This window comes from Lactiplantibacillus sp. 3062 (assembly GCF_055413545.1).
In genome coordinates, this window is sequence record NZ_JBVAYE010000002.1 from 323,534 (window position 1) to 335,820 (window position 12,287).

General features: G+C 41.7%; 14 protein-coding genes. 6 read left to right on the forward strand and 8 right to left on the reverse strand.

What is annotated here, in order from left to right; all coding sequences use genetic code 11:
- Positions 1 to 112: 112 nt before the first annotated feature.
- Positions 113 to 361: a hypothetical protein gene (locus ACWQAU_RS04500; protein WP_003640439.1), complete on the reverse strand. Its 249-nt coding sequence runs from the start codon at positions 359 to 361 to the stop codon at positions 113 to 115.
- A gap of 389 nt (positions 362 to 750) precedes the next feature.
- On the opposite strand from ACWQAU_RS04500, the gene ACWQAU_RS04505 reads away from it, so the two are divergent.
- Positions 751 to 1,032: a putative quinol monooxygenase gene (locus ACWQAU_RS04505; RefSeq protein ID WP_003644343.1), complete on the forward strand. Its 282-nt coding sequence runs from the start codon at positions 751 to 753 to the stop codon at positions 1,030 to 1,032.
- Positions 1,033 to 1,406: 374 nt separating this feature from the next.
- Here the strand turns inward: ACWQAU_RS04505 and ACWQAU_RS04510 are convergent, their stop codons facing one another.
- Together ACWQAU_RS04510 and ACWQAU_RS04515 are read right to left on the reverse strand one after the other, a co-directional pair.
- The gene (locus ACWQAU_RS04510) at positions 1,407 to 2,012 is read right to left on the reverse strand and encodes a lytic polysaccharide monooxygenase (protein ID WP_003640437.1); all 606 of its coding nucleotides are present in this window, start codon (positions 2,010 to 2,012) and stop codon (positions 1,407 to 1,409) included.
- A 247-nt stretch (positions 2,013 to 2,259) separates the two neighbouring features.
- On the reverse strand, positions 2,260 to 3,432 hold the full coding sequence (locus ACWQAU_RS04515; RefSeq protein WP_003640436.1) for an SAM-dependent methyltransferase: 1,173 nt from the start codon (positions 3,430 to 3,432) through the stop codon (positions 2,260 to 2,262).
- A gap of 332 nt (positions 3,433 to 3,764) precedes the next feature.
- On the opposite strand from ACWQAU_RS04515, the gene ACWQAU_RS04520 reads away from it, so the two are divergent.
- Both ACWQAU_RS04520 and ACWQAU_RS04525 read left to right on the forward strand, forming a co-directional pair.
- Complete coding sequence (locus tag ACWQAU_RS04520; protein ID WP_003645107.1) at positions 3,765 to 3,965, forward strand: hypothetical protein; 201 nt, start codon at positions 3,765 to 3,767, stop codon at positions 3,963 to 3,965.
- A 128-nt stretch (positions 3,966 to 4,093) separates the two neighbouring features.
- Positions 4,094 to 4,432 (forward strand): hypothetical protein, encoded by a 339-nt coding sequence (locus ACWQAU_RS04525; protein ID WP_011101514.1) that lies wholly within the window; start codon positions 4,094 to 4,096, stop codon positions 4,430 to 4,432.
- 905 nt (positions 4,433 to 5,337) lie between these two features.
- Here ACWQAU_RS04525 and ACWQAU_RS04530 read toward each other — a convergent pair.
- Positions 5,338 to 5,898, reverse strand: a complete 561-nt coding sequence (locus ACWQAU_RS04530) for a TetR/AcrR family transcriptional regulator (RefSeq protein ID WP_021356051.1) — start codon at positions 5,896 to 5,898, stop codon at positions 5,338 to 5,340.
- Positions 5,899 to 5,987: 89 nt separating this feature from the next.
- Here ACWQAU_RS04530 and ACWQAU_RS04535 point away from each other — a divergent pair, with 89 nt between their 5' ends.
- A complete protein-coding gene (locus ACWQAU_RS04535; RefSeq protein ID WP_027821428.1) occupies positions 5,988 to 6,482 on the forward strand; it encodes an HXXEE domain-containing protein in 495 nt (164 codons plus the stop codon).
- 50 nt (positions 6,483 to 6,532) lie between these two features.
- Entirely contained in the window at positions 6,533 to 6,724 is a 192-nt protein-coding gene (locus tag ACWQAU_RS04540; RefSeq protein WP_223843896.1) for a tyrosine-type recombinase/integrase, read from the forward strand.
- 168 nt (positions 6,725 to 6,892) lie between these two features.
- Here ACWQAU_RS04540 and ACWQAU_RS04545 read toward each other — a convergent pair whose 3' ends face one another.
- Together ACWQAU_RS04545 and ACWQAU_RS04550 are read right to left on the reverse strand one after the other, a co-directional pair.
- Positions 6,893 to 7,759, reverse strand: a complete 867-nt coding sequence (locus tag ACWQAU_RS04545) for an SPFH domain-containing protein (RefSeq protein ID WP_011101510.1) — start codon at positions 7,757 to 7,759, stop codon at positions 6,893 to 6,895.
- Positions 7,760 to 7,919: 160 nt separating this feature from the next.
- On the reverse strand, positions 7,920 to 9,623 hold the full coding sequence (locus ACWQAU_RS04550) for an MFS transporter (protein WP_027821427.1): 1,704 nt from the start codon (positions 9,621 to 9,623) through the stop codon (positions 7,920 to 7,922).
- 89 nt (positions 9,624 to 9,712) lie between these two features.
- On the opposite strand from ACWQAU_RS04550, the gene ACWQAU_RS04555 reads away from it, so the two are divergent.
- Positions 9,713 to 10,264 carry a TetR/AcrR family transcriptional regulator gene (locus ACWQAU_RS04555; protein ID WP_011101508.1) on the forward strand — a complete coding sequence of 184 codons (552 nt, stop codon included), beginning with the start codon at positions 9,713 to 9,715 and terminating at the stop codon, positions 10,262 to 10,264.
- Between the two features lie 60 nt (positions 10,265 to 10,324).
- On the opposite strand, the gene rsgA is transcribed toward ACWQAU_RS04555, so the two are convergent.
- Positions 10,325 to 11,383, reverse strand: a complete 1,059-nt coding sequence (rsgA, locus tag ACWQAU_RS04560) for a ribosome small subunit-dependent GTPase A (RefSeq protein WP_027821426.1) — start codon at positions 11,381 to 11,383, stop codon at positions 10,325 to 10,327.
- 264 nt (positions 11,384 to 11,647) lie between these two features.
- The gene (locus tag ACWQAU_RS04565; protein WP_003645113.1) at positions 11,648 to 12,148 is read right to left on the reverse strand and encodes an acyl-CoA thioesterase; all 501 of its coding nucleotides are present in this window, start codon (positions 12,146 to 12,148) and stop codon (positions 11,648 to 11,650) included.
- Positions 12,149 to 12,287 lie beyond the last annotated feature (139 nt).

Here is a 12,287-nt window from a genome sequence, read left to right on the forward strand (position 1 = left end):
GTCATTGTTACTGATGGGACCGTTATCTTATTGTATTAAAGTTTTAACGCGGCTTAACTGGTGTTGTCACCGCCAGGGCCCCGTGTATCGGCACTGATTACCAATCAACTATTTAAAGCGTTCTACGTTGCCGTTTTCTTGAACGATACGGCACAGCGTAATCTTGTGGCGCATCTTCCGGACTGGCACTCGTCCAATGGCCACTACCCTTTTTAGCTGGGCGGGCATCATCTTTGAGACACGTAAACCGTGAGCCGTGTTTATCCTGGATAATAAAAATTCGACTAAATTCGTTGATGGTATCGACTACCGTACAATCCGTATGCTTGATGTTGAACACATCCGTATAAACTTTACTCATTATTGTCCACCCCCTAGGAATTAGTATTTAACATTGTTAATATACCGCGTCTTGAATGACAAATCCATAAATATACATCTGCTGGTTATTATTACTAAAAAATGATAATCGTACAGGTCACTGATACCCCGATATACCGCCTAATTCGTTTAAATTTTCGCCCGCATCAATCGGCCTTGATAAATGAGTAATTAATCAGATGCAGTTGCATAATTGATACCTGTTTTCATTGTAAAATCCTGGTCTCGTACGATATAATCAGAATATTCTTTTTGTAAGATTATTACAGTAAGATGGTGACGACTAGTCGCTTCAATGCTTTGGCGGCTTTATCGGCATCACCGAGTAGGTTATCAGTCCGCAAGCACGAACAACAGGGGGAGTATTCAATGAAAGTCATTAATGTCGCACTACACGTCAAGCCTGAGTTAACCACTCAGTATGAAGCCTTTATTCATGAGCTAGTGGTCAATTCATCACAAGAACCCGGCAACGGTTTCTACGGCCACTTCAAACAACTAGGTCATGACCATGACTACGAGATTATTGAGCACTGGCAAGACCAAGCCGCCGTGGATTTCCATAATAAAACACCGCACTTCCAGAACTTTCTCGCTCATATCAACGAGTATCTAATAACTGAGCCTGAAATTACCCGGATGGATCACTAACGACTTGGTACTGTAGTCACATGAGCGCAACTGACAGTCACCTATTGAATCACAAATTTGAGCCACCTTGGTTCAACTAACTTGCATTGAGGGGATGCTCCTGCGCGTACTCCTTAATGCTAAAATGCCAGCTGCCAAGCTGTAATCGCAAATCTGATTCCCGGCATCCGCTTAATTATTACCACTAATTTACAATAGCAACCTGTTCTTCACTAATCAGTAAAGACCGGTCATCGCCATTCGCTTCTATGAATCCTTAAAGCACATTTAAAAAGGTCTTACTAGCCAATAAACGCCAGTAAGACCTTTACGATATCTCAAAGACAACTTTTATAGTCTAAAATCACCTCAAAGTAAATTTAGGCCTCATCTAATTACTGTACGTCAATATCTGAGACTTGATAGAACGCATTACCAGTATCCGCTATATTCCAAACACTGAGTAACACTTGATAGCCTTTTTCATTAGCAGAAATATTGACTTGATGGGTTACAAATTCACTAGGGATGGCACCATTGTCATTATAACTAGCTATCTTCTTGAAATCACTAAACTTAAGTGGTGCGTTTGGATTCCAGCCAGGCTTGGTAATATAGTAATCCCAAGTACTAGTTTTATGACGAGCAGTTAACTGCCAAGTCACACTAAGATTGCCGGCCTTCACAGGTGTCTTATACCACCGTTTGGCATTTTGCTCGTCCAGTGGTGCAAAGTTAGCAATACCGGCACTGGCAATTTTGCCATCAATAAATGTATTTTGGGGCGCTTCAATACTCTGTGGTTCATACATAACCGAACCAATATTGGTATTCAAAGGCCCACCTGGATACCAAGTACTCCCCAGATAAGCTCTGCCACCCGGGTTCGTCACAAAGCCATGTGCTGAAACTTGAATCACGCCACAACCTAAAAACGCGATCATCATACCAACTATAATAAATAAGTACCGTAATACATGATTCTTCTTGGTGCTCAACATAAGATCCCCTCCTCAATTGTCACTATAACGCCCTGACAACATGATAGCCACCAAGATGCACAGAGGCCCGAAATCTTTTCTATGCCTATCGATTCCAGCCTAATACTGAACAAGTCTGGAATGGTTGCCCTTGTCTATCATTCCAGATCCATAATAAAAAATCCCTCATGTTTTTATGAGGGATCAATGAAACTACATGTTTATTGTGGAGCTATATTTCGATACGACTACCGCAGAACCGACAAGATCAATCATAAATATAATGGCGAGTCATCGGAAGGCCAGTTCCACTCGGCGCTTTCACTAATAGATATTGAATAACATCGATATTTCCGGCCTCAAAAGCAGCTGCACATGCCTGTAAATATAATTGCCACATGCGGTCAAATCGTTCCCCATAATTCTTGACGACCTGTTGTTCGACCTGCTGATAATTGTGATACCAGATTTCTAACGTCTTTTGGTAATGGCGCCGCAAGGGTTCAATGTCTGAAAATTGTAACTTAGCAGCCATAATATGTTTGAGATTCTCAGCAACATTTGGGATATAGCCCCCTGGGAAAATATATTGGTTAATAAATGGATCAACGCCGGCACCTTCATGTTGACCTGTAATGCCATGAATTAAAGCTCGGCCTCCTGGAACTAAGAACGCTTGAATTTTATTAAAGTACAACCCTAGATTTTCTTTACCAACATGTTCAAACATACCTACCGAGGTGACATAATCAAATTGGCCAGTGACTTCTCGATAGTCCTTTAACTGCACATGCACTTTTTCCTCCAAATGACGTTGCTTGATTTGCGCTTGTGTATAATCATACTGTTCTTGACTTAAAGTAATACCCGTTGCATCTAACCCAAACTCATCCGCGGCCATAAATAATAATGTTCCCCAACCACTCCCAACATCCAATAATCTTTTACCAGGCTGGGTTGCCAGCTTATTTAAAATATGTCTCACTTTATTGAGTTGTGCCTGTTTTAAAGTATCATCGTCATGTTCAAAGTACGCACAAGAGTAGGTCATGGTATCATCTAACCATAGTTTATAAAAATCATTGCCGATATCATAATGACTTTGAATATCTTTTGTACTGCTTTTTTCGGAATGTGATATTTTTGGCAAGTGTTTCAAAAATGAATTATGTGTCAAAAAACTGTCTTTTTGGCGGTAAGCAGAGGCAATTAATTCCTGAATGCTCCCGTCTACTTCAATATCCCCATTCATGTATGCTTCACCTAAAACCAATGTTGGCTGATTAGTTAATAGCTTAATTGGGATTTCTTTATTTAATCGAACTTTAACAGCTGGCATGCCGGTACCATACCGTTCAATTTGCCCATCCCAATAAGTGACTTCAATAGTAATATCGAACGCTTTACTAAATAAGTTTTTATAAATGATTTTATCTAACATAACAGTCTCCTATATAATGTTTTGTGTATGAAACATTATATACCTGAATTTGATTTTCTGGAAGATTGATTGTCTTTATTTCACTGAACCTGTATTGAACAGCCAACGGTATTTCTAATAATAGCAATGATTGTCAGTTTTATTTATACTGAAAATTATGCTGTTCATAATATTTATATTGATAATCTTAAACTACTGATATTAAATTCAGAATAACCTATTTTTTAAATACCAAAAACTAAGGTCTGTTGCCAGACATCAAGACTATTCAGCATCAATATTTACTGCAGTCATTACATCTAAATTGCTTAAACTAAATGGAGGTATTACAAATGGATTTCATTATCGCAATTGGCGGCCTCATCACTGGCATTGGCCTCATCATCAATGTCTTTAACACCCGGATCAAGTATGGCTGGTTCACTCACTATCAGAGCAAAAGTCGTCCACTTAATTATGTTAGTTTATTATTAATCATAATAGGGTTAATTATTATTATTGGCAAAGCCTATCTAAACGGACAACTAAATTAACATAAAAACTAAATTGCTGATGCAGTACAGTATTCATTTGTATGTTAGCCTATATAGTAGTAACGTGAAGTCTATATCATTTATAACTAATTCATTTATTCAAACTAAACACTACACTGGGGGATTCAATGATGAAACAGCAACAGAAATTAGCGCGTTTAACAACTGTTAATCAGCTTTTAGAACAGCTAAACACTTCAGTTCCAATTGAAAAAGTTGAAATCAGAAAATTAATTAGCCAAGCCTACGCAACTATCAACCAACCAGATTCAGTTACTAAGCGTTATCAACAAATACCCGACGCAATCAATGAATTAATCGGTCAACTTCAAGTGATGGCTGTCGCTAAAAAATACCATTTCTCATCTGAACAAGATCAGTTAATTGCCAACTTAACAACTTCTACAAATAAAATGTTTGCCCACGGTTGGTATGGCCTAATTGCCATGAGCGGTATTGGAAAGTAAACCTAGCAATTCATAAAGAGTGTTCCAGCTACGATTTGACCCATTGAAGGCATCCCCAAAAGAGCATCTTTTTAAAAGATTAGCGGGTCATGATGTCAATTTTTGTTACTATTTGAACTTAACTGTAGTATAAAAGGCGCTCAGCAAATGAGCGCCTTTTATGTTACTGCTACAACTTTGATTGTTGTTATATCAACGTTCCTACTTAACTTCCGAAGTATTCACAATCGGCTGCGTACCCCGTTTCGAAATATACACGCCTATAGATTTTCGTTGTTTTATGTTCTTTATAACAAGCTCTAAACAGGATTTTTAACCACATTTGTTCTTTGCTCAATTTATATTCGTTACTGGAATCGTTACGGCGTCATTACGGAATTTTACTGAGTGACCTCTTGATAAATATTCTTTCACGCTATTGAAATAACTCAAAAAACATAAAATAAAAAAATGAAACATGATTCAACTTGTGTAACTGATTACTGTTGGACCCTCACCCGGTCTAAATTTCTCTTTTTTCTTGACTTTCTGCACCCGAAAACTATCTATGCTCACGTCTAACCCGCGTGGACATTTTTTTGTAACAAAAGAATTTAAATTAAAGATCGATCGTACACGTATACGCGTGTAATGTTATAGTTGTAAGAAAAATCGATAAGCCTGATTTCAAATCGTCATAAACTACTGAAAGAGCGAAATGACGGACAATAAAAAGCGCACCGGCCAATTAAGGCTAGTGCAGTTTTTTCTTATTTTGTCTAAAATTACAATTTCTGTAGTTAAAAATCAATTTTCGCTATTATAACAGTTATACAATGAAAGCGTAAATTTCACAACAAACTAAAAAATAACGTACTTGAGGGGCGATTGAGGATTATAGACCCTGAACGTATGATGTTTTTCATCTATTTAATATTAACTTGGATAGCAATCTCATTTAATGCTCTGCTCAAAGCCTTGCTAATTTGACCCGGGGATAAGGGAGTACTTTTCTTAAAAAGCGTATCCAGCAGAACGCCGAACCCACCAATTGAATACGTTAGCATGTACTCATAATGCTGGTCATTCGAACCGTTTTTTCGCCAAGGGACGTTTACACTCAGAAGAAGCGCTACAATGGTTTGAATATGTCTTGTTAGCAAAGGAACTAAGAGATCGTTTCTAGCTAGCAATTCTATTTTGTCACGGTGGGGCCAAATAAATTCAAGCAAATGTTTAGGGATAGTATCCGGTGTAATGGAAGATCCTAGTAAGTAATCATGATAGTTAGATAGATATTTACAAAATGCTATATCTAAAATTTTTGTTTTTGTTTTGAAGTATCGATAATAAGTTCTTTTTGAATAACCCGATTCTAACGTCAACTGTTTGACTGTAATATGTTCAAATGATTCGTTTGCCAGCAGTTGAAACAAGGCCTCAATAAAAGCATCTTTAGATTCTTCAATAATCATTGTCCGAGACATGGCACAAAAACCCCTTTCAGTGGCACATGGCTTCATTATATTCAAAAATTTGCATCAACATAATATAATACTAGCAGGAGGGCAATAAAATGCATAATTTTGGTTCTTATTGGATATTACCGTTGATATTTATGTTTCATGACTTTGAAGAGTTAGTATTTGTCCCATATTGGTTAAAAGATCATAATCCCAAAATTCACGGACATGTTCTGTTTGGTGGAGTGAATCGCTCAGATATTTTAGCCGCTGGAATCTGGGAGGAATTTTGTATGTACTTATTGCTCGCAACAGTCGCCTACATCATGAACTCACCATTACTAGTTGCCACTGCAACTTTACCGTATTTTTTTCATTTGATCATGCACTTAGTTTTTGTCTTTAATAAACGTACCTATGTTCCTGGAGCCATAACAGCAATTATTGAATTACCCATAATAATCGTTTACTTATACGGCTTAACCACATTAACAAAAGCTTCGCTATGGGAATGGATTATCGTTGTAATCATAATGTTTATAAGCTTCATCAGTAATTTAAAATTCATTCATTGGATTATGGCAGAAACAATGCATAAACTTAGCTAACAAATAGCAAACAGAGACCCTTAAGCAGGGAACGCCTTAATGGATACCCTATTAGTCAGACCAGCGTTCAAATTGCAATGGCACGAATTTCAGAGCGGGCTGAGCTTCAGCATTTAAACGTTCACGGTTGCAGACATACTTACGGAGTTCGCTTTCGCAAATCTAGGGTTAGTTTAGAAGATATTAAAGACTTAATGGGACATTCTGATTTGGGAACTACCAGAAATTACGCCAAAGATTAAGGACGAAACAGTTAGCAAATTAAACAGGTTTTTACAAGATTAATTCTATAATTTAGCTTAAATTCTTGATTTCTTCACCACTGACTTCACCACAAAAACGCATTACCAACTTTTATAGTGGTGATGCGTTTAAAAAATGCAGTTATAAATCTTGTTATATCAACGTTCCTACTTAACTTCCGAAGTATTCACAATTGGCTGAGTACCCCGCTCCGAAATAATGGTGACCATCATGTTATTGATCAGTTGCAGTTTCTTATCGTCTGATAGCTGCATCCCCGTATCTTTCTCTAAACGGGCGATCGTGTCTTCCGTAATTGAAACGGCCCCTTCCACGATGACCTTGCGAGCAGATAGAATTGCCGAAGATTGTTGGCGTTGTAACATCGCACTGGCGATTTCAGTCGCGTATGCGAGATGCGTTAAGCGTGTCTCAACGATCTCGACCCCCGCAACATTTAGCCGTTCTTGAAGTTCTTCCGTTAACCGGTCAGAAACTTCGGTTGGATTACTCCGCAGCGTAATCTTCTTGTCGTCATCAAACGTATCATATGGATATTCAGAGGCCACGTGCCGCACCGCTGATTCACTTTGAATCTCAACAAATTGTTCATAATCATCCACTGCAAAGAGTGCCATACTGGTATCAACAACTTTAAACACGATAACGGCCGCAATTTCCACGGGATTTCCCCGGAGGTCATTAACTTTTAAAATGGCACTGTTAAAGTTGCGGACCCGCAGTGAAATGGAAAACTTACTGGTTAACGGAACGGTCATAAACAGCCCTGAATCACGAATTGTCCCGATATACTTACCAAAAAATGTTAACACGCGCGCCTCGTTGGGGCCCACAATTGTTAGCGAACTAGCCCCAAAGGCCGCAATAATAATTAGCAATGCGCCCAAAAAGATACTCGCAAAATGATCGCCAGTCGCACCGGCCCAAACCAGCCAACCGCCAACTAACACAAATGCGATCGCTAACACTAGACCAATATAGCCATTGATATGAAACACTTGTTTTTCTTTCATCAAGACTACCCCCTTTGGCCCTTATTATAGCATAAGCGCCTCACATGCTCGCAAAGCTAAGTTCGATGGCAAGTTCCAAAGTCAGTGATGGCGATCGCCTTCGCGGCCCTCCCGGCTCAGCTATTCAAACGTGCGTGAAGTCCATCCCCATCAACGTGACTTAACTCGGCTTGCCACTTTTCCGCTCCCGTCCCGCAAAACACCAGGTCGTCATCACTAGCAATAGCGTGAATGGCCAAGCGACTTGGTAGGGGCGCATAAACGCAGCAGTTAACTCAATTTTGGTTTTGGCCTTAATCGCTGATGCAGCAGTCCTTATTCGCTGGTTAGTATGTTTAACTTGACTGTGAACCTTTTGGGCCACCAGCTGATGAATTTGAGCTTTGATACGCACTGGAGCGGACTGCAATGACCGTGCTTTTAACACTTGCATATAATTGGCAGCAACCAACCGGCGGGCCTTAGCCGCCGTGATTGGCTCGTGGACCATTTGCGCGGTTTGCTCAGTTGCTAATTGGTGGTCAACCACGCGTAACGTATCACGTTTGGCTTGCTTAGGAATTGATAAAGTAGTGACCGTCGTCGTTGCATACGTTCGTATCTGTGTCTTAGCCGTTGTCAAATTAGCGGCTAAAGCTGACACAAAAATGGCTACGGCCAACGATGTGCCAATTTGCCGAAACACGCCAATCACACTTTGTGACGCTGTCAGTAACTCACCGGTAAAATCACCGGCCGCTAATACCGTAATTGGCCCAATAATCGTGCCGTAGCCCGCACCAACCAGTAACGCCGCCAATGCAAACTGCCAGTACTGACTAGGACTCATCAGGCTAAGTACCCCATAACCCGTAGCCATTGCGAGACTACCACTAAAGATCACGCGCCGCGCACCAAGCTTTGCTAACAAGAAACCACTGATTGGTGAAAAAATAAAAATCATCATTGAAGCGGGCGTAATCATAATCGCCGCCATCAATTCCGTCTTACTTTGAACTTTCGTGAAGAAACTCGGCATCAAGACTAATAGTCCCACCATAAAGACCCCTGATAATACGGTCGCTAACGCCGCACCGTTAAACTGTCGGTCTTTAAATAGGGCTAATGGGACCATCGGCGCTGAGACGTGGGCCTCCATCCAGACAAAGGCAATCAATGTTAGCGCACTAGTGACGCCCAGGCTCAGGACTACGCGACTCGTCCATCCCCAGTCATTACCTTTAACCAGGACCAACGTCAATGCCAATAAGGTCGTCATCACTAAGGCACTCCCACCGAGGTCTAGTTTTACTTGACCATGACTAGGGTGCCGCCATGATAGCCAGGCGATGCAACCACACAACGCGACGGCAACTAAAGGCACGTTAATCAGGAAAATTCCCCGCCACCCCCAAAATTGAGTGACCGCACCACCAATGGTTGGTCCTAACGCTGCGGCTAGCCCTTGCATCACGCCCAAGCTTGCAATGACCCCCGTGCGCCTGCTGAGTGCAACACTCTGAATACCAATCGTCATACTAGCCGGGAAGACGATGGCCGCACCAATACTTTGAATCGCTCGGCCAGTAATCAGCAGCCCGACACTGAGACTCAATCCAGAAGTTAGTGAACCAATACCAAAGAGCCCGAGTCCAATCAAGTACATCCGCCCACGTCCCCAGACATCCGCTAACCGACCGAGTGGAATCGCCAGACTAGCAAACAGGACGGTGTAAATATTCAGTGCCCACGACAGGTGCGTCAAATCAGTATTTAGTCCCGTCTGAATTGCTGGCAACGCAATATTCATAACCGTCGTATCAAGCATACATAGAAAAATGCCAATCATCATCATTGCAATTACTTTCGTCGATTTTTTCATCATAATCGCCTCCCGTTAAGTTAATGGGAGTATATCTGGTAAAATGGTCATAAATAAATACTTACGTTACAAAAAAGGAGATGTTGTAACCAATGAACCCACAAACACGAAAACGCCAAAATTTAACTGCGGTTTATGCGGCCTTACTACAGCTTATGTCGCAAAAACCACTCAGTCGTATTTCAATCACAGAACTTTGTCAGCACGCTCAGGTTTCTCGCACCTATTTTTACCGTAATTTCGCCAACTTCGATCAGATTATTTTGGCCTATCAAAAACAGACTATCCTTCAATATCTGCGCCAATTACCGCGACAATCAAAGGTTAAATTGCAGGTATTGATGACTCAATATTTCACTCTCATGCAACAAATGGCAGCGACAAATGCGTTATTGATCAAAAACGAAAAAACCCAGATTTTTATTCAAAGTTTCGAAGCCGTCTTTGCATTACTCATTAAACAAGACCGTATTATCGGTTCAAGCAATACCGCGCTTCGCCAACCGTACTACACGGCTTATTTTTCTGGTGCGGTCATCAATATGCTCGTTCATTGGCAACAGAATGGGATGGTTGAAACACCGGCCTATCTCGCTCAACAGGTCACTCGGTTCACTCTACGCGATAACGAAAGTAGGTCCTAAATAAAACGGGGTGCCGTTGCCGACATCCCGTTTAGTAGCTTCTTTAATTTACTTATCAACTCAGTCGCGATGGTAACGTTGTTTAACACGCTTCATCGCTTGTTTGCCACCGAACATCCGCTGAATTTTAGCCTGCTCCAACTGGCGTGAATTGAGTCCTTGATAGCTCATTTCACGTTGTAATTTTTGATAGCTTTGTAACCGTTCAGACGTTACCGTGCCCACCTCAACTGCTGCCCGTACCGCACAACCAGGCTCGCTAGTATGGGTACAATCATTAAACTTACACTGTGTCGCCAATGCGGCAATTTCCGCGAAAGTTTGATTTAAATCACCCATGAAGATTTGTAACTCACGCATTCCTGGTGTATCAATGACACAGGCGCCCGTTGGTAGCGGTATTAATTGCCGACTCGTCGTTGTGTGCCGCCCTTTGTCATCATCTGTACGAATCGATTTCGTCGCCAAGATATCCTGGCCCAACAATCGGTTAATCAAAGTCGACTTACCGACACCCGAAGAGCCCACGAAGGCCACCGTTTGACCAGTCGTTAGGTATGGTTGCAATTCATCCAAACCCTGACCCGTTTCGGCCGAACAAGCGATCGTTGGTACGCCGACACTGACATCCGCCACAGCCCGTAACTTAGTGGCTAGATCCGTGCAGAGATCCGCCTTGGTTAAGACAATGACCGGAAGTGCACCACTATCCCACGCAATCGTCAGGTAACGTTCTAACCGCCGCACATTAAAATCCGCGTTCAATGACATGCAGATAAAGATGGTATTAATATTTGTCGCAATGATTTGGCCGTCTTGGCGGTTCACGGCACCGCGCGCCAAGACACTCTGCCGTGGCGCGATTGCTTCAATCTGCGCCTGATTATCAGCGGATGAAGATAGGCACACCCAATCCCCAACCGCCGGAAATGCCGCGGGACTGGCCGCTTCATAAGCCAGTTTTCCCGTAACTTGTGCTGAACGTTCCCCAGCCGTCGTGATGACTTGGTACCAATCACGATGTTGGCCGATAATCCGGCCAAGTATTTGACCGTTTTCCTTAGTCAAGTCGGCTTGAACCGCCGTCGTCAATCCATATTTAATTAAATTAATTGTCAATTTTTATAATCCTTTCGCAAAGTGACTTACCCTAACGCTCTGCGAATTAAAAATGCGCCCAGTCTTATCCCAACTGTGCGCAAAAACCGTCCGGCATGTCTATCTGCCAGGCCATTCGTCACATTAGGGTACACGAAACTAAGCGGGTCCAACCCACTTTTTTCGCTCAACAACACCCTAACGAATGCCCGACATAAAACACCCCTCCTATATTTGATAATTACAATTTAACAAGTCTCACCAAAATTGTCAATTTAAATCGATTCACCACGGCAATTCAACGCTAATGTGCGCATTAAAGTCTTGCTGGCGCTTTAGTTTGGCTAACCGGGCGGCCTGCCGCTCTTGATAGCCCTGAGCAACAAACGTGTATTCTGGTTTATCAGCGACTAACAGTGGTAATTCAATATTACGGTCCGTCACCACGAACGTTGAAAAGCAGGTCAATCCCAAAAACCGTTCGCCGGTCTTCAAGTGTTCACCAATGATTTTAGTAAATACCTCGATTGAGCGGTGACCAACGCCCGAAACGTAAGATTCCGCACACATTGAGTCTTGTAACCGAAACGGCAATAAAAAATTGACCTGATCGACTGACACGGTCACCGTCTCAATTCGAGCCACTCGCGATGCGGCAATCGATGAATTATCATCGATAGTCGCCAAGATTTTTCCGCCGAAAACCGTGTCGTGCTCATTCAAATCAGCTGAAAACACACGGTGATTGCTAATTGATAAAGTCTGTGAAATATGAATTGGTTCCATGTCTGCACCCCGTCATCTTTAATTATTTTATTTATATCACTGCAAACGACCTACAATGTGATTAAAACAGACTAGCTAGCTCGATTGTTGTTCGGACACGTCCTTCCTGCTACGACCACCGAAACCGACTGCTTTTATC